The organism is Vibrio cyclitrophicus (genome assembly GCF_024347435.1).
GTDB classification, from domain to species: Bacteria; Pseudomonadota; Gammaproteobacteria; order Enterobacterales; family Vibrionaceae; genus Vibrio; species Vibrio cyclitrophicus.
Genome location: NZ_AP025480.1, coordinates 2,691,859 through 2,709,677, shown reverse-complemented (window position 1 = coordinate 2,709,677; position 17,819 = coordinate 2,691,859). Strand labels below are relative to the sequence as shown.

The window sequence follows — 17,819 nt, the reverse complement described above, 5'->3', positions numbered from 1 at the left end:
AAAACTCTTGCTCTTTAACAATTTGGAAAGCTGACTGATTAGCTTAATTATTTTTACTTTTTAAAAAGTAAAACAAAACGGCCAAGGCTGTGATTAAGTTAATCAAATTTAAAAGTTCTCAATGTTTATCTGCTCTTATTTAATAAGAACGGTATAAACACAACAAACACATTCAAGTGTCTTGTATTCGAATGATCAGAAATGATTGTTCATTTTTTGATTCTACTTTTTATTAAAAAGTGGAAACAAAAAGTAAATTGAGTCCGGCAAACAGTTATCAAGAATTAACCCTTCTTGATGACAACCAAAAACCTTGGTTAGTTGCCATACGCTTATTTGTCTTCACTCCTGTTTGTCTTCACTTTTTAAAAGTGAAAATAAAAAGGAAAGTGAAAGCAAATAGAAACCCTTTCGGGTTGTATGGTTAAGTGACTAAGCGTACACGGTGGATGCCTTGGCAGTCAGAGGCGATGAAAGGCGTAATAACTTGCGATAAGCCCAGATTAGGTAGTAATAACCTTTTGAGTCTGGGATTCCTGAATGGGGAAACCCACTTACATAAGTAAGTATCCTGTTGTGAATACATAGCAACAGGAGGCAAACCGGGGGAACTGAAACATCTAAGTACCCCGAGGAAGAGAAATCAACCGAGATTCCGAAAGTAGCGGCGAGCGAAATTGGATTAGCCCTTAAGCTTTTAATGATGCAGGTGAAGAGTCTGGAAAGTCTCGCAACAAAGGGTGATAGCCCCGTAACCGACACATCATAATCAGTGAAAACGAGTAGGGCGGGACACGTGATATCCTGTCTGAATATGGGGGGACCATCCTCCAAGGCTAAATACTACTGACTGACCGATAGTGAACCAGTACCGTGAGGGAAAGGCGAAAAGAACCCCTGTGAGGGGAGTGAAATAGAACCTGAAACCGTGTACGTACAAGCAGTAGGAGCACCTTCGTGGTGTGACTGCGTACCTTTTGTATAATGGGTCAGCGACTTAATTTTAGTAGCAAGGTTAACCGTTTAGGGGAGCCGTAGGGAAACCGAGTCTTAACTGGGCGTACAGTTGCTAGGATTAGACCCGAAACCAGGTGATCTAGCCATGGGCAGGTTGAAGGTTGAGTAACATCAACTGGAGGACCGAACCGACTAATGTTGAAAAATTAGCGGATGACTTGTGGCTAGGGGTGAAAGGCCAATCAAACCTGGAGATAGCTGGTTCTCCCCGAAAGCTATTTAGGTAGCGCCTCGGACGAATACTACTGGGGGTAGAGCACTGTTAAGGCTAGGGGGTCATCCCGACTTACCAACCCTTTGCAAACTCCGAATACCAGTAAGTACTATCCGGGAGACACACGGCGGGTGCTAACGTCCGTCGTGGAGAGGGAAACAACCCAGACCGCCAGCTAAGGTCCCAAAGTATAGCTAAGTGGGAAACGATGTGGGAAGGCTCAGACAGCCAGGATGTTGGCTTAGAAGCAGCCATCATTTAAAGAAAGCGTAATAGCTCACTGGTCGAGTCGGCCTGCGCGGAAGATGTAACGGGGCTAAGCTATACACCGAAGCTGCGGCTACGTACCTTAGGGTATGTGGGGTAGGGGAGCGTTCTGTAAGCCGTTGAAGGTGGTCTGTAAGGGCTGCTGGAGGTATCAGAAGTGCGAATGCTGACATGAGTAACGATAAAGGGAGTGAAAAACTCCCTCGCCGGAAGACCAAGGGTTCCTGTCCAACGTTAATCGGGGCAGGGTAAGTCGACTCCTAAGGCGAGGCCGAAAGGCGTAGTCGATGGGAAACGGGTTAATATTCCCGTACTTCTTACAATTGCGATGGGGGGACGGAGAAGGCTAGGTGGGCCTGGCGACGGTTGTCCAGGTTCAAGTATGTAGGCGGGTGGTTTAGGTAAATCCGGACCGCTACTAACGCTGAGATACGATGTCGAGCTACTACGGTAGTGAAGTCATTGATGCCATGCTTCCAGGAAAAGCCTCTAAGCTTCAGATTGTAAGGAATCGTACCCCAAACCGACACAGGTGGTCGGGTAGAGAATACCAAGGCGCTTGAGAGAACTCGGGTGAAGGAACTAGGCAAAATGGTACCGTAACTTCGGGAGAAGGTACGCTCTTATCAGTGAAGTCCCTTGCGGATGGAGCAGACGAGAGTCGCAGATACCAGGTGGCTGCAACTGTTTATTAAAAACACAGCACTGTGCAAAATCGTAAGATGACGTATACGGTGTGACGCCTGCCCGGTGCCGGAAGGTTAATTGATGGGGTTAGACTTCGGTCGAAGCTCTTGATCGAAGCCCCGGTAAACGGCGGCCGTAACTATAACGGTCCTAAGGTAGCGAAATTCCTTGTCGGGTAAGTTCCGACCTGCACGAATGGCGTAATGATGGCCACGCTGTCTCCACCCGAGACTCAGTGAAATTGAAATCGCTGTGAAGATGCAGTGTACCCGCGGCTAGACGGAAAGACCCCGTGAACCTTTACTACAGCTTGGCACTGAACATTGAACCTACATGTGTAGGATAGGTGGGAGACTATGAAATTGCGTCGCTAGATGTGATGGAGTCGTCCTTGAAATACCACCCTTGTAGTTTTGATGTTCTAACGTTGGTCCCTGAATCGGGATTACGGACAGTGCCTGGTGGGTAGTTTGACTGGGGCGGTCTCCTCCCAAAGAGTAACGGAGGAGCACGAAGGTGGGCTAAACACGGTTGGACATCGTGTGGTTAGTGCAATGGCATAAGCCCGCTTGACTGCGAGAATGACAATTCGAGCAGGTGCGAAAGCAGGTCATAGTGATCCGGTGGTTCTGAATGGAAGGGCCATCGCTCAACGGATAAAAGGTACTCCGGGGATAACAGGCTGATACCGCCCAAGAGTTCATATCGACGGCGGTGTTTGGCACCTCGATGTCGGCTCATCACATCCTGGGGCTGAAGTCGGTCCCAAGGGTATGGCTGTTCGCCATTTAAAGTGGTACGCGAGCTGGGTTTAGAACGTCGTGAGACAGTTCGGTCCCTATCTGCCGTGGGCGTTGGAAAATTGAAAGGGGCTGCTCCTAGTACGAGAGGACCGGAGTGGACGAACCTCTGGTGTTCGGGTTGTCATGCCAATGGCATTGCCCGGTAGCTAAGTTCGGAATCGATAACCGCTGAAAGCATCTAAGCGGGAAGCGAGCCTTGAGATGAGTTTTCCCTGGCACTATAAGTGTCCTAAAGGGTTGTCGTAGACTACGACGTTGATAGGCAGGGTGTGTAAGTGCTGCGAGGCATTGAGCTAACCTGTACTAATTGCCCGTGAGGCTTAACCATACAACACCCAAGGGGTTTTGTGGACTCAATAGAAAGACAGACCTTGAATGCGTTTGAAGAGATACTTTTATAGCTCTATTAAATAGAGAAGCAGCTTTCCAAATTTTAAAATTTGCTTGGCGACCATAGCATTGTGGACCCACCTGATTCCATGCCGAACTCAGAAGTGAAACATAATAGCGCCGATGGTAGTGTGGGGCTTCCCCATGTGAGAGTAGGACATCGCCAGGCTTTAATTTAAATCTTTAGGTTGACCAACCTGGAGATATGGACGCTCACTTAGTGAGTTGACCACTGCGGAGTGGTAGTTCAGTTGGTTAGAATACCGGCCTGTCACGCCGGGGGTCGCGGGTTCGAGTCCCGTCCACTCCGCCACTTATTCAGAGTTTCAGCTCTTTAAAACTGAAAATAGGGGTGTAGCTCCAATTGGCAGAGCAGCGGATTCCAAATCCGCGTGTTGGGAGTTCGAATCTCTCCACCCCTGCCATATTTAAGGCTCTAGCAGAAATGCTAGAGCCTTTTTGCTTTCTGAATCTAATATACGCAATTAGCAAAGCAGCGGATTCCCCGACTTACCAAAACAGCGCGTGTTGGGAGTTCGAATCTCCGGGGTGCCGGCTCAGTCCACCCCTGCCATATTTAAGGCTCTAGACTGCGCGTCCCGGCAGAAATGCTAGGGCCTTTTTGCTTTCTGGAGCTTGATAAATTATAGAAAGTAACCTGGTCTAAATAGCTCATTACGCTTCAAAATTCATCTATACCGAGATTTTTCTGTTTTCTCTTTTCCTACTTTATAGCTTTAACCCGTCTCATTCACTGGCTAGCACCAAAAATTTAAATACGATATGCACCTAATCCTAAATGACGACTAATATAATGAGTAAGCGTCAGTAATTTAGGATTATTATGAGGTTTTTTTTCGCACTGTTTGTATTCTTTTGTTCCTTTTCTTCATCAGCAACTTCGTGGGAGAAAGAGAGTCACCCTACTAATAACTCACCCTCATCAATTGGAAGTTATGCTAATGGCTGTCTTGATGGTGCGCAGGCTTTACCTATTAATGGTTTGGGATATCAGATCATTCGTCCTCAAAGAGGGCGCTATTATGGCCATATAGAAGCTATAAGGTTTATTGAAAGGTTAGGTGGAACGACCAGCGAGAAACTCAATACTAATTTATTGGTCGGTGATATTTCACTTCCTAGAGGAGGGCGCTTTTCTTCGGGTCATTCAAGTCACCAAACTGGATTAGATATTGATATCTGGTTAAGGTTGACGAATAAAAGGCTATCTGAGAATGAACTTGCTGTCCCCAAGCCAATGAGTGTCGTGGATCTCACCAACTACAAGTTGCGTGAGTCGAATTGGACTGATGAGCATTTTCAGGTGATTCGCTATGCAGCTAGAGATGAAAAAGTAGTGCGTATATTTGTCCATCCAGTTATTAAACAAATCCTGTGTAACCAAGAGTCCTCAGATATGAAAGACAGAGCTTGGTTGGGGAAAATTAGGCCTTGGTGGGGGCACCATTCACATTTTCATGTACGCTTAAAGTGCCCCGAAGGTAGTTCGAACTGTATCGCGCAAGCAAACCCTCCAAAAGGTGATGGCTGTGGAGATGAACTTGCAAGTTGGGCTCCGAAAAATATTCCAGTCTCCCCCCCAAAAAAAGTCGCTAAGACTACTAAAAAGAAAAAAATAAAAGTGATGCCTAGTCAGTGTTTAGCTTTGATATCCAAGAAGTAATTTTAGTTACTAGGCTCAACTAGAGTGGTAATGCCATTGGTTTTCTCATTTCTAAAACTGGAGAAATGTCACACTTTTGTCTAGAGTTTATAAACACAAGATTAAGAACATCGTTTGATATTAAGAAGAACAATAATGAGAATAGTACGAGTAGTTACGAATTTGATAACGTTTGGTCAGGAATGGAGTGTTTTTGGGGTGAAAGATGCGGCTTATGTGCAGTATGCGAAATCAGAGTCTGATGCCCGTCGATAGATAATTCAAGGATAAGACTATGACTATGATTTGTGCAAAGGAATTTTCAGAATGGTTAAGACATAGATTCAGTACAGAAAATTCAGGTATTTCTATTTCAAGAGATGACATTAATCACCTGACTGGTAGACAACGCTTAGACCCGAGTTTTGTTAATGATGTCCATTATGAGTTGATGCAGTATGGAATGGCATTTGTGACAGATACCAGTAGGGAAAATTTCTATCTTATTCCTATCGCGCAATCGATAAATTGGCGAGAGAGACTTGAATATCAATTTGAAAAGGAGCTCTTTTGCAATATTTATCCAATCGGAAAATCAGGTTAAAAAAAAGGTTCAGCTTATAATAAGTTGAACCTTTTCTTTATTAGGTCAAGCCTTGAATAATGACAAACTTTTCTAGCAGCTCGTCATCAGTTTCAATATGGTTTGGGTCAGTGATGATGCATTTTGTAATGGGGCACACTGACTGACATGTTGGCTTCTCATAGTGACCTTTACACTCAGTACATAAATCAGGATCGATCTCAAAGATACTGTCGCCCATAGTGATTGCACCATTTGGGCATTCAGGATCACACATATCACAGTTTATGCACTTGTCGGTAATTAACAGAGCCATATATTATTCTCAGCAAAAGTTTCTCAAGTAAAGGTTATTTACCTGATGCGTTACGTGTATCTTGACCTGCGCTTAAGTTACGCATCAGTAAGCCGTACTCTAAATCCAAATCTGCTGGTACAGGGATAAATACAAAGTGACCGTTACCTTTTGCATCGTCTACTGCTTCAGATTTACGGTTTTCCATAACTTCTAGTTTGAAAACAATGTTACCTTTCGGTGTCATCATTTCTAGGCTGTCACCAACTAGGAATTTGTTTTTCACTTCTACTTCAGCGAGATCGCCACGGCGTTTACCTGTGAATTCACCAACAAACTGTTGAGTATCAGAGATAGAGTAACCGTATTCGTAGTTTTGGTATGAATCGTGAGTGTGACGACGAAGGAAGCCTTCAGTGTAACCACGGTGAGCTAGGCTCTCTAGTGTACCCATTAAGCTTTCGTCGAATGGTTTGCCTGCTACAGCATCGTCGATAGCTTTACGGTAAACCTGGGCTGTACGTGCACAGTAGTAGAAAGACTTAGTACGGCCTTCGATTTTTAGAGAGTGAACTCCCATCTTAGTTAGGCGCTCAACGTGTTGGATTGCGCGAAGGTCTTTCGAGTTCATGATGTAAGTACCATGCTCATCTTCAAACGCCGCCATTTTCTCTTCAGGTTTGTGTGATTCAGAAAGTAAAACGACTTCATCAGTTGGCTTACCAAGGCCTAGTGTGTTGTCAGGGCGCTCGTCTTGAACTTCAATACCTTGAGTTTCGACTTCTTGAATAGCAACGCCTGTAGGGTTAGCTTCAACGATCTGACCGTTTTCGTCTTCTTTTGCTGCTTCTGTCTTGTATTCCCAACGACAAGCGTTAGTACAAGTACCTTGGTTTGGATCGCGTTTGTTCATGTAGCCAGAAAGTAGGCAACGACCAGAGTAAGCCATGCATAGTGCACCGTGAACAAAGATCTCTAGTTCTGTTTCTGGACAGTGTTCGCGAATCTCTTCGATCTCTTCAAGTGAAAGCTCACGAGATAGGATCACACGCTCAACGCCTTGAGTTGACCAGAACTTAACGGTCGCCCAGTTTACGGCATTTGCTTGAACTGAAAGGTGGATCGGCATTTCAGGGAATGATTCACGTACCATCATGATAAGACCTGGATCTGACATGATAAGAGCGTCTGGGCCCATCTCAACAACTGGCTTAAGGTCGCGAATGAATGTTTTTAATTTAGAGTTGTGTGGCTGAATGTTACATACAACATATAACTTTTTGCCTTGAGCATGAGCTTCATCGATACCGATTTGTAGGTTTTCGTGATTGAACTCGTTGTTACGAACACGAAGGCTGTAACGTGGCTGGCCAGCGTAAACTGCATCTGCGCCGTAGGCGAATGCGTAACGCATGTTTTTAAGGCTTCCTGCCGGTGATAATAGTTCAGGTACAAATGGTTTTTGTGTAGTCATTGCTTCGTTCTCTAATCTGATCTCAAGTCAGGTTGATACCACCAAGTGATATCAAAGGGGCGCAAATTTTACGCTAAAATGAGTTTGGTTGATAGCCCTAAAGATAACAATGGTATTGCGAAGAGTGTTGTTAGGTGTTGATAAGCGGGGTGGAGAAGAAAACAAGCTCAGATATCGTCGACACCTGAGCTCTAAATCGAAACAATTAAGCGTTAGGTTGAGTTAACCCGCCTAATGATTCAAATAGGTTTGGAAGGAAAACACTGAACTCACCACAAAGTAGAGAGAAGTCTGCATCAAAACGTGCAGCTTGATCTTCACGAGGAATATCGTCGTTCTCATCTTTTAGTTCATCACTGAATTTCAGGCGCTTGATGCTGCCATCTTCAGCAAGGATGAACTCAATGCGATCTTGCCAGTTGATAAGAAGCTTAGTCACAACTTTGTTGGCTTCAATGTGGTTTTTAATCTCATCCGTTTCTAGTTCTTGTTTCTTAACTCGGACAATACCGCCGTCTTCTTGGATTGATTTTAGTTCAGCTTCATCAAGCATGGTGATTCCTTTAGGCGTATCACCTGATTTCACCCACTCTGTCAGAGTCGTTTCAATCGCTTGCTCTGGAATAGCTGGCACTACTGGTAGGCTACCCATAGTTTTACGTAGTAATGCCAATACGTCTTCAGCTTTTTTGTAGCTGCTAGCATCAACCACAATAAAGCCTTCTTTCGGCATGATCAGCGCGTAAGTGAAGTTACTGCGGCTGAAAGCTCGAGGAAGAAGGTCGATGATAATGTCTTCTTTTAGGCTATCTTTCTCTTTCTTTTTCAGAGGAGTACCAGACTCCGCTTCAAGTGTTTCTACTTTTGCATTTAATGAATCTTTGATCACAGAAGCAGGAAGCATTTTTTCTTCTTTCTTTGCACAGATTAGAATGCGGTTTTCTGATACGTGCGTCATCATATCGCCGTGTCTACCCATCGCATTTACCCAACCAAACTTCTGTTTGTCTTGGCTACCACAAGGGGTAAAACGGAACTCTTCAAGTTGTTTCTCTAGCTGATCTGCATTGAAATCAATATCACGGTTGAAGCGATAGACTAGGCAATTTTTAAACCACATAAATTTTTCTCATACCTTTTTAGAAGTGCCTCATGATATGAGATCTAAGTTGATTTGTCCCTAGCTCTGTATCAAAAGTTATAAAGTGAATTGTTTGAGACAGTTATATGAAAATTTGTTTTCAAAGGTCACAAAAGTGTCATAATTAACTCAGATAATGCAATGCGTTGATTAAATACAAAGGCTATTCAATTATGTCGAGAAGGATTCTGGTCGTTGAAGATGAAGCACCTATTCGTGAGATGCTGTGTTTTGTCCTTGAACAAAAAGGCTACCAAGCAGTAGAGGCTGAAGATTACGATACAGCGGTAAACAAGCTATGTGAACCTTTCCCAGATCTAGTATTACTAGATTGGATGCTACCTGGCGGTAGTGGGATAAACTTTATCAAGCACATGAAGCGTGAAGAGTTAACTCGCAACATCCCAGTAGTGATGCTGACGGCTCGTGGTGAAGAAGAAGACAAGGTTCGTGGATTAGAAGTCGGCGCTGATGATTACATCACTAAGCCATTTTCGCCAAAAGAGTTAGTGGCGCGTCTTAAAGCCGTTATTCGTCGTGTAACGCCAACTGCACTGGAAGATGTGATTGATGTTCAAGGTCTTAAGTTAGACCCTGTATCTCACCGCGTTACCGCAAGCGAAGGTCCGGTTGATATGGGACCTACAGAGTTCAAAATGCTGCACTTCTTTATGACTCACCAAGAGCGTGTGTATAGCCGAGAGCAACTATTGAATAATGTTTGGGGCACCAACGTTTACGTTGAAGATCGTACTGTTGATGTACATATTCGACGCCTGCGTAAAGCACTTGAGTCCGCAGGTCACGACAAGCTAATCCAAACGGTTCGCGGCGCGGGCTACCGTTTTTCTACAAAGGCTTAGTGTGGCTTCGCTACCCAGTTTACGGAGTCCTGAATGGTTGAAAAGTTAACCTGGAAAAAGCTGGCTTGGGAGCTGGCTTTTTTTTACGCACCTTGGATTTTAGTCGGATGGATATTCGGTTACTTACCATGGTTACTGCTGGCTGCTACGGTATTGCAGCTCGGCTGGCATCTACACAATCAAATGCGTTTGTCCGCATGGTTGTGGGATGAGAAGCGTCTAACGCCACCATCAGGTTCTGGAAATTGGGAGTCTCTGTTCAATGGTATATATCGTATGCAGCAGAGGCAGCGTCGCAAACGCAAAGAGTTGACTAACCTAATTCGCCGTTTCAGAAACGGTGCGGAATCTCTGCCCGATGCCGTTGTGGTATTTCGCGGTGAAGGCAATATCGTTTGGTGTAATAAGCTCGCTCAGTATTTACTGGGCTTTCGCTGGCCAGACGATTCAGGGCAACCTATTTCCAACTTAATCCGCACGCCGGACTTCATCAAGTACCTTAACAAACAAGATTTCTCAGAGCCGTTAGAAATGCCATCGCCACTCAATGTGGAACGTATGCTTGAGCTGCGTATCGTGCCTTACACTGAAGGTGAGCACTTGATGGTAGTACGTGATGTTACTCAGCTAAAACAGCTGGAAGGCATGCGTCGTAACTTCTTTGCTAACGTTTCCCACGAACTGCGTACTCCAATGACTGTACTTCAGGGCTATCTTGAAATGACGGAAGATCCAGACATGATCGTTGGACCTATGTGGCCTAAAGCCCATGGCGTGATGACTGAACAACTGAATCGCATGAACAGCCTAGTGAACCAGCTCTTAACACTGTCAAAAATTGAAGCTGCTCCGATGCATGAGTTGGATGAAGTCGTCAATGTACCGGCTATGTTGGAAGTGCTTGAAAAAGAAGCCGCAAGTCTAAGTGGCGATCGGGAGCACAAGCTAGAATTTGATATTGATAAGAGTTTACGAGTTCTAGCTGATGAAGATCAGCTAAGAAGTGCTATATCGAATCTTGTGTACAACGCAGTCAAATACACACCGCCAGGCGCTACAGTTAAGGTTCGTTGGTATCAAACTAGCCAAGGCGCATGTTTGGACGTATCAGACACCGGAGACGGAATCGAGCCACAGCACCTGCATCGACTCACAGAGCGTTTTTATCGTGTTGATAAAGCCCGCTCACGCGATACGGGTGGTAGTGGGCTTGGGTTAGCGATTGTAAAGCATGCACTTAGTCATCATGACTCGCATTTAGAAATTCAAAGTGAAGTTGGTGTTGGTAGCCGATTCCATTTCACGCTTCCAAATAGACTAACCGTGTCATGAACAATTTGATACGCAGGATGCGTTTACCCATTAGTACATTATTAGCGTTTGCTGTGGTTAATCCTAGCTATGCTGAACAGAGCGTTGAGTCGCTTCCTAATTATTCTAAGGTACCAGGTATTTCTGGGAGCTTATTATCGGTAGGCTCGGATACTTTGGCTGGTATGACAACGTTATGGGTTGAAGAATTTAAATCTTACTATCCGAATGTTAACGCTCAGGTCCAAGCTTCAGGTTCTGCAACGGCACCTCCTGCTCTAACGGAAGGCACGGCTCACCTTGGTCCTATGAGTCGACCAATGCGCCTAAGAGAAGTAGAAGCATTCGAAAGAGAGCATGGCTATAAGCCAACAGCGCTTCGAGTTGCTATCGATGCTATTGGTTTGTTTGTACACCGTGATAATCCAATTGAAGGGCTAAATTTTCACCAGATAGACGCCATTTTTTCTGAGACATTACGCTGTGGTGCGACGAAACCTCTGAACAATTGGCAAGATCTAGGCGTAGACCAACCTTGGGCAAAACATCGATTCCAACTGTTTGGGCGTAATTCCGTTTCGGGAACCTACGGCTATTTCAAGCAAAACGCATTGTGCGGTGGTGACTTTAAGAATCGAGTCAATGAACAACCAGGTTCTGCTTCAGTGGTTCAATCTGTCGCATCATCCGTCAGTGGGATAGGTTATTCAGGCATTGGTTATCGAGTCGCTGGCGTTAAATTAATTCCGATTGCAGAGCAAGGTTCGCAATTTGTTGAGCCTACTCGTGTCAATATTTTAAGCGGTGACTATCCATTGTCTCGCTTTTTATATGTATACGTGAACAAGCATCCCGATAAGCCGCTTTCTCCTGTTGAGAGAGAGTTTCTTACTTTTATATTCTCAAAGCAGGGGCAAGAGCTTGTAGAAAAAGATGGTTACTTAGCGATACCGTCTGAGTTTGCAGAGAAAGAGTTGGCAAAAGTCGGGCTCTGATTAAGGCGACTGGACGTAGAAAAAACGTATGAACAGCTTGCGAAGTCGCAGGCTGTTTTTGTGTTGAAGCTCTATCATTTAAGTATCAATGACCATCCTGCACACCCCCAGCGTTTTTGTTCTTCTCTGAGTTCATAATTAAGCAGTTGATTTTCAGCTAACCAGTTGCTGCAGGTGCCTTTTAATTCCCAATCTCCATGTAGTTCAATCGTTAGGGTGACGTCAGGGACTAGTGCTTGACTTCGCTGTCGATTGAGTAAAATTGCGAGTCTTAATATGCGGATTAGCAGCGTTATTTGTTGTGGATCAAACAGGGAAAGTTCCGGTAAATCTTGTGGCTTGAGTGCTTTTCTTTGGTAACGAACCAATGTTGAGATCAGGCGTTGCTGCTCGGTATTGAAACCGGGCATTGTCGTATGTTTGAGTAGATAAGCTGAATGGCGGTGATAGCCTTGAAATGCAATGCTTTGTCCAACCTCATGAAGCAATGCTGTCCAACCAACCAGATCATATAGCTCATTAGTGACTGTAGTAGTCACTTGAGGCTGCACTTGTTTCAATAATGCAAGAGCGAGTACTTTGACTTTCTGGCCATGGGCTACGTCAACATGGTATCGAGAGACTAGCGTTTCGGCAGTTCTTGTTCGAACATCAATATCTTTAAATCTATCCTCCATGTCATAAAGAACGCCTTCTCTCAGGGCACCATCAGAAAAATGTAACTCCTTGATGTCTAGCGTATCCATGGCTGCTGAAAGAATGGTGACACCAGCTGCAAACACTGACTTTCTCTCATCATTTAGACCTGATAGGTCTAATTTCTCAGATGATGGAAATTCACATAAGTGGTTTTTTAAATAGGACAAACGTTGCGGCGTAATGAGGCCGTCGTTAAACCCTAATTCAGTGAGTACCTCTTTGATTGATTTAGTAGTACCCGATGAACCAAAGGCGATATCCCAAGTTAAAAAGTGGAAGTCATCAACCAAAGGAGTTAATAGTTGAATAGCTGCAGAATAGGCTTCGGAGAACTGTTGCGATGAGAGCTTACCATCAGCAAAAAAACGCTGAGTGAAACTGACACACCCCATTGATAAGCTATGCGTAATCTTGGGTGTAAAGCCTTGCCCCGCAACTATTTCGGTACTTCCTCCTCCGATATCAATCACGAGCTTAGTGTTGGAGGTTACTTGTGTATGCTCGACACCATTATAGATAATCCGAGCTTCTTCTGGGCCTGAAATTATTTCTATAGGAAAGGGGAATATGGTCTTCGCTCGTTCCAAAAATTCTTTTGAGTTCTTCGCTTTTCTTAGCGTGTGTGTGCCAACCACTCTGACATCATCAATTTTAAAGTCAGTGAGCCTTTCGGCAAAGAGTGTCAGGCATGCCAAGCCTCTTTCGATAGAACTTTCGGTTATACATTGATGCTCATTGAATCCGTCGGCTAATTTGACTTTTTGCTTATGTCGACTAACCAATTGTAGGTGTTGTTCAAAAACTTGAGCGACCACCATATGGAAGCTGTTCGAACCTAAATCGATAGCTGCGATACATCTGGGGCGTTTACTTTCGATTAACTGCATGATTTGTTCTCTTGCTTGTATTTCTTACGAGCCAGTTTCTCAATATGTTTAATATAGTGGTAAGTCGCAAGCTGTGACGTTGAATCATCTAAGCGGTTAGATTGTGGTGCTAAGTAATGGTTGCTCATTGTTCGGTCAAGTCTTCGGGCTTTGTTGCAGTCGTCAAAATGAAACTCAGTGATGTCGATAATAGTTTGCTTGATCTTTGGATCTAAAATTGGCGTCGCCACTTCGATTCTACGGTCAAAATTTCTCGTCATCCAATCAGCAGAAGATATATAGACTTTGGGATTATCATTATTACCAAAGATCATTACTCTTGGGTGTTCAAGAAAACGGTCTATCACGCTAATGATCTCTATATTGTCACTGACGTTGGGGAGCCCTGGAACCAAAGAACACATACCACGAATGATCATTCTCACTTTTACGTTTGCCTGACTGGCTTGATACAGTTTTTCGATGATCTCACGGTCGACTAAGTTGTTTAATTTCAGAGTGATCGATGCTGGTTTGTCATTTGCCGCATTCTGAATTTCATTGTCGATCAACTGATAAAGACGCTTTCTGGTATTTTTGGGTGAAACAATAAGCTGCTTAAATTGTACTTTTTGATAAGGGTTTTCAATGTATCTGAATACTTGCCGAACCTCTTGCGTTAACTCTTCATTTGCAGTCAGTAAAGAGAAGTCAGTATAGACGCGAGCCGTCACTTCGTGAAAATTGCCCGTTCCAATATGAGCATAATGTTCCAGCGCTTTGCCGTTTTTTCTTTTAATGAGCAGTAGCTTGGAGTGAATTTTTAAACTTGGTAGGCCATGGAGTACTTTGACACCAGCGTCTTGAAGAGTCTTCGCCCATTGAATATTGGCTTGTTCATCAAAGCGGGCTTGCAGCTCAACCACGACCGTCACTTTCTTACCATTATGTGCAGCATCAATAATGGAGTTAAGCAGCTTTGAGCCTTTAGCTACACGATAGACATTGATCTTTATAGCCTTTACCTTCGGGTCAAATGAGGCTTGTCTAACCAGTTCCGTGATGTGGTCAAAGGTGTGATAGGGATAATGTAATAAGATATCGCGTGCTTTGATAGCTTCAAAATAGTTAGGGTAATGGTTGAATTGAGCGCATTTAATTGCTGAGAGGGGGCGATTAATTAAGTCGTGTCGATTGAGGCTTGGGAACTCAGAAAAGTGTTTGAAGTTATGATATCGCCCACCTGCAATGACGCTGTCATAATCTGATAGCTTGAGCTTTAGTCGCAAATAACTCAGCATCTTTGATGGCATTTCAGATTCATAAATGAGGCGAATTGGCAGTGCTGTGAGACGCTGTTCTAAGCCTAATGACATTGCCTCTAGTAGGCCGTTGCTTTTCTGAAAATCGTAGTCTTTTTGCAGATCGTAATCGGCATCGCGAGTCATTTTAATGGCAAAGCAGCTCAACGAATCATAATCAAAGAACCCTTTTAGCAGGTCGTCTAAACAGAATCGAACTATATTATCTAATAAGATCAAAGTTGTACGTTGTGAATCTGAAGTCTCTGGAAGTTTGACAAAACGAGGGAGTTGTTCAGATGGGATCTCTAGTAAGGCATATTGAGAAGATCTATTACGGTTGATGTCGATGGCTAAATAGCTCTGATCATCTTTTAGGGTGTTGAGCAACAAGCTATCTTCGTTTAGCAATAAAGGGGTTAAGTGCGGGAGTATTTTCTTTCTAAAATATTTTCTAACCCATTCACTTTGTTCTGTGCTGATTTGCTGTTCGTTGACCAAAAAAATACGGTTACGTGCTAGTTCCAATAATAAATCATTATAAAGTTCATGGAAGTGAACCTCTAGATCTCTGGTTTTGTTCTGCATTTGGGTCAGCAAGGTTTTGGGAACATTTGTTGACGGTGGATCTTTTAACAAGATCTTACGTTTTACATCAGCAAATCGGACTTTGTAGAACTCATCGAGATTTTTGGAGTAAATGCCCAAAAAACGGACCCTTTCGATCAATGGAACCGATTTATCTGCCGCTTCTTGCAGTACTCTTTCATTGAAAGATAACCAGCTAAGTTCTTTTGTGACATAGTCTTTTTCCATCGTTATGATTAGTCCTAGAATGCAGGTTATTGAGGCGGTATTTTAATTTAGAACAATAAGATTCACAAAAGGCACGATCTTATTTTAAGAAATAAGGTGAACAAACTTGTTATTAGTATCAGTTGTTTAACGTTACTTGTAATATAACTGTCATCTAAGGTACATATTATGTCAGTAGCTAAAAAAAGGTAGATAAACAGATGGCTTCAGCCCAATTTTCATTGAAAGAACGCGACAAAAAAAGATGGTTGAAAGATCGTCTCGTCCGTTTTTCCGTGACATGTGGCGGCGTCAGTGTTTTAGCTGCTTTGGTTTTGATCTTTGTTTACTTGGCGATGGTTATTTTACCCGTATTTTCTGATACCGGTTTAGAGACGGCTCAAGTCGTTAAAACCGTTGCTGTAGAAGAGCCTATCGCTTTATCTGTTGATGAATATGGCCAACATGCATTTACCATCGAAAAATCTGGTTTGGTACAATTTTGGGATTTAGACTCTCAAAAAAAACACTCTTACTTTGAGCGTAGTGTTGTAACCAATCCAATAGCTTTTTCTCGAAATACCCCTTCTGAAAATTGGTTTGCCTTTGCGGATGGCGCAAGCAACATGACTTTTTTCTACCCAGAGTATAGTGCGCCTGTGCTGCAAAAGGGCACAGAGACAGAGCCAAAAATAGAACAGATCACGCTCCCTGAGCCTTTTTTACACGATGAACCTGCAAATGGTGCTGTGATCGAACAATTCGCGTTTTCTAAAAGTGGACGTGATATCACCGTTATTGCTCAGTTAACAGATCAGCGAGTCCTTGTTAAGTGGTACCAGAGTGATCTTGCAGGTGCATATACTTTTAAAAAAAGCCAATGGCTATCGGACAAGCTAGGTTTACAGCAACAGCTGCTCATTACCCCTGATGGGCAAACTCTATACCTAAGATCTCAATCTGATCTCGTGATATTAAAGCGATCGGACGTTGGTTTTGATGTTCGCGAAGTCATTGATCTTAGTTTGAATGATGCGAAGCACGCCGTTAAAAGCATCGATTTATTATCGGGTGCTTACTCCCTGTTAGTAACGCATCAGGACGGACAAGTTTCCCAATGGTTTGATGTGCTGAAAGATGAACAGCGTAGTCTGACTCACATCCGCGATTTCCAACTGGCTGAAGAAGTGCAATTTATTTTGCCGGATACTTACCGAAAGGGTTTCTACAGCTTCTATAAGAATGGCACATTACAAAGCCATTATACGACCAGCGAGAAGCTCTCTCTATTTGAACGAGCATTTGATAAATCACCTACATTAGCAGCCACGTCTGCTAATGAATTACATCTGGCAACGCTAATTGACAACAAAATAAGCGTGGCTAAGGTCGACAATGAATACCCACAAATTTCGTTTTCATCGCTGTGGCAAAAAGTTTGGTATGAAAGCTATCCAGAGCCTCAATATGTTTGGCAATCAACGTCTGCCAATGATGATTTTGAAGAGAAGTTCAGTTTAATCCCTATCACTTTCGGTACCATCAAGGCGGCTCTGTTTGCCATGATGTTTGCAGTACCGGTTGCTGTACTCGGGGCTATTTATACCGCTTACTTTATGTCTCCACGGATGAGAAGAGTAGTGAAGCCTTCGATTGAACTGATGGAAGCTTTACCGACAGTTATCATTGGCTTTTTAGCTGGCTTATGGTTTGCCCCAATCGTTGAAACCCATTTAACGGCTGTATTTTCATTAATGGTGTTGCTGCCATTAAGTACGCTATTGACTGGGCTAGCTTGGTTCTGTTTACCTAAGGTGGTGACGAGTCGCTTCTCTAATGGCTGGCATGCGCTGATTTTGATACCCGTTTTGATTGTCACTGTGGTTGCGGTATTTGCTGGTGGCAGCAGCATTGAAGCTTTGTTGTTTGATGGTGATATTCGAACTTTCCTGGCTAGTTATGGCGTCGATTTTGATCAACGTAACGCGTTGGTCGTTGGTTTTGCTATGGGCTTTGCGGTCATTCCTACGATTTTCACCATTGCAGAAGATGCTATTTTCTCAGTACCTAAGCACCTGTCAGATGGATCATTAGCTTTAGGCGCAACAGCGTGGCAGACCCTGATTTACGTCGTATTACTCACGGCCAGCCCCGGTATTTTTTCAGCAATTATGATGGGGCTAGGGCGTGCTGTCGGTGAAACGATGATCGTTTTGATGGCAACAGGTAATACACCGATCCTCGATTGGAATATTTTGGAAGGGATGAGGACGTTATCGGCAACGATCGCTGTCGAATTGCCAGAATCTGAAGTGGGCGGGTCTCATTTCCGCTTGTTGTTCTTAGCTGCACTCCTGCTGTTTATTTTTACGTTCGCGGTGAACTCAGTTGCTGAGTGGGTAAGACAAAGATTGAGAGATAAATATCGTGCTCTGTAGTTTTGATGTTTTGTCTC

11 protein-coding genes, 2 tRNA genes and 2 rRNA genes are annotated in these 17,819 nt (G+C 43.7%); 10 read left to right on the top strand and 5 right to left on the bottom strand.

Translation table 11 applies throughout. The features are described 5' to 3' along the window. The first annotated feature begins 422 nt into the window (after positions 1 to 422). The 6 genes from OCW38_RS11965 (at position 423) to OCW38_RS11940 (ending at position 5,645) form a co-directional block, all read left to right on the top strand. Positions 423 to 3,316 (top strand): 23S ribosomal RNA (locus OCW38_RS11965). A gap of 115 nt (positions 3,317 to 3,431) precedes the next feature. Beyond that, positions 3,432 to 3,547, top strand: a 5S ribosomal RNA gene (gene rrf, locus OCW38_RS11960). Between the two features lie 67 nt (positions 3,548 to 3,614). Further along, positions 3,615 to 3,691: transfer RNA gene (locus OCW38_RS11955), tRNA-Asp, on the top strand. A gap of 35 nt (positions 3,692 to 3,726) precedes the next feature. Continuing rightward, positions 3,727 to 3,803 (top strand) — tRNA-Trp (locus OCW38_RS11950). Between the two features lie 419 nt (positions 3,804 to 4,222). Further along, a complete protein-coding gene (gene mepA / locus OCW38_RS11945) occupies positions 4,223 to 5,062 on the top strand; it encodes a penicillin-insensitive murein endopeptidase (RefSeq protein WP_010440429.1) in 840 nt (279 codons plus the stop codon). Positions 5,063 to 5,336: 274 nt separating this feature from the next. Further along, positions 5,337 to 5,645 (top strand): hypothetical protein, encoded by a 309-nt coding sequence (locus tag OCW38_RS11940; RefSeq protein ID WP_010440431.1) that lies wholly within the window; start codon positions 5,337 to 5,339, stop codon positions 5,643 to 5,645. A 40-nt stretch (positions 5,646 to 5,685) separates the two neighbouring features. Here the strand turns inward: OCW38_RS11940 and OCW38_RS11935 are convergent, their stop codons facing one another. The 3 genes from OCW38_RS11935 to rdgC all read right to left on the bottom strand — a co-directional run bounded on the left by OCW38_RS11935 (position 5,686) and on the right by rdgC (position 8,513). Then, positions 5,686 to 5,940, bottom strand: a complete 255-nt coding sequence (locus tag OCW38_RS11935; protein WP_004735061.1) for a YfhL family 4Fe-4S dicluster ferredoxin — start codon at positions 5,938 to 5,940, stop codon at positions 5,686 to 5,688. A 34-nt stretch (positions 5,941 to 5,974) separates the two neighbouring features. Further along, positions 5,975 to 7,393: a prephenate-dependent tRNA uridine(34) hydroxylase TrhP gene (gene trhP, locus OCW38_RS11930; RefSeq protein ID WP_010440433.1), complete on the bottom strand. Its 1,419-nt coding sequence runs from the start codon at positions 7,391 to 7,393 to the stop codon at positions 5,975 to 5,977. A 205-nt stretch (positions 7,394 to 7,598) separates the two neighbouring features. Further along, on the bottom strand, positions 7,599 to 8,513 hold the full coding sequence (rdgC, locus tag OCW38_RS11925; RefSeq protein ID WP_010440435.1) for a recombination-associated protein RdgC: 915 nt from the start codon (positions 8,511 to 8,513) through the stop codon (positions 7,599 to 7,601). A gap of 194 nt (positions 8,514 to 8,707) precedes the next feature. On the opposite strand from rdgC, the gene phoB reads away from it, so the two are divergent. From phoB to OCW38_RS11910, 3 genes are read left to right on the top strand one after another with little or no spacing between them, the layout of a single operon-like run. Continuing rightward, a complete protein-coding gene (phoB, locus tag OCW38_RS11920) occupies positions 8,708 to 9,397 on the top strand; it encodes a phosphate regulon transcriptional regulator PhoB (protein ID WP_004735064.1) in 690 nt (229 codons plus the stop codon). A gap of 33 nt (positions 9,398 to 9,430) precedes the next feature. Next, entirely contained in the window at positions 9,431 to 10,729 is a 1,299-nt protein-coding gene (gene phoR / locus OCW38_RS11915) for a phosphate regulon sensor histidine kinase PhoR (protein ID WP_010440437.1), read from the top strand. 17 nt (positions 10,730 to 10,746) lie between these two features. After that, the gene (locus OCW38_RS11910; protein ID WP_010440438.1) at positions 10,747 to 11,703 is read left to right on the top strand and encodes a PstS family phosphate ABC transporter substrate-binding protein; all 957 of its coding nucleotides are present in this window, start codon (positions 10,747 to 10,749) and stop codon (positions 11,701 to 11,703) included. Positions 11,704 to 11,777: 74 nt separating this feature from the next. Here OCW38_RS11910 and OCW38_RS11905 read toward each other — a convergent pair whose 3' ends face one another. Further along, complete coding sequence (locus OCW38_RS11905) at positions 11,778 to 13,289, bottom strand: Ppx/GppA phosphatase family protein (protein ID WP_016788428.1); 1,512 nt, start codon at positions 13,287 to 13,289, stop codon at positions 11,778 to 11,780. Then, positions 13,280 to 15,385: a polyphosphate kinase 1 gene (ppk1, locus tag OCW38_RS11900; protein ID WP_016796701.1), complete on the bottom strand. Its 2,106-nt coding sequence runs from the start codon at positions 15,383 to 15,385 to the stop codon at positions 13,280 to 13,282. Before ppk1 ends, OCW38_RS11905 begins: the two co-directional genes overlap by 10 nt. Positions 15,386 to 15,585: 200 nt before the next feature. Here ppk1 and OCW38_RS11895 point away from each other — a divergent pair, with 200 nt between their 5' ends. Then, positions 15,586 to 17,802 carry an ABC transporter permease subunit gene (locus tag OCW38_RS11895; RefSeq protein WP_261894169.1) on the top strand — a complete coding sequence of 739 codons (2,217 nt, stop codon included), beginning with the start codon at positions 15,586 to 15,588 and terminating at the stop codon, positions 17,800 to 17,802. Positions 17,803 to 17,819 lie beyond the last annotated feature (17 nt).

Bases quoted from the DNA above. Each gene is read 5' to 3' on its own strand.
- mepA (WP_010440429.1), top strand. From the start codon at position 4,223: ATGAGGTTTTTTTTCGCACTGTTTGTATTCTTTTGTTCCTTTTCTTCA.
- OCW38_RS11940 (WP_010440431.1), top strand. From the start codon at position 5,337: ATGACTATGATTTGTGCAAAGGAATTTTCAGAATGGTTAAGACATAGA.
- OCW38_RS11935 (WP_004735061.1), bottom strand. From the start codon at position 5,940: ATGGCTCTGTTAATTACCGACAAGTGCATAAACTGTGATATGTGTGAT.
- trhP (WP_010440433.1), bottom strand. From the start codon at position 7,393: ATGACTACACAAAAACCATTTGTACCTGAACTATTATCACCGGCAGGA.
- rdgC (WP_010440435.1), bottom strand. From the start codon at position 8,513: ATGTGGTTTAAAAATTGCCTAGTCTATCGCTTCAACCGTGATATTGAT.
- phoB (WP_004735064.1), top strand. From the start codon at position 8,708: ATGTCGAGAAGGATTCTGGTCGTTGAAGATGAAGCACCTATTCGTGAG.
- phoR (WP_010440437.1), top strand. From the start codon at position 9,431: ATGGTTGAAAAGTTAACCTGGAAAAAGCTGGCTTGGGAGCTGGCTTTT.
- OCW38_RS11910 (WP_010440438.1), top strand. From the start codon at position 10,747: ATGCGTTTACCCATTAGTACATTATTAGCGTTTGCTGTGGTTAATCCT.
- OCW38_RS11905 (WP_016788428.1), bottom strand. From the start codon at position 13,289: ATGCAGTTAATCGAAAGTAAACGCCCCAGATGTATCGCAGCTATCGAT.
- ppk1 (WP_016796701.1), bottom strand. From the start codon at position 15,385: ATGGAAAAAGACTATGTCACAAAAGAACTTAGCTGGTTATCTTTCAAT.
- OCW38_RS11895 (WP_261894169.1), top strand. From the start codon at position 15,586: ATGGCTTCAGCCCAATTTTCATTGAAAGAACGCGACAAAAAAAGATGG.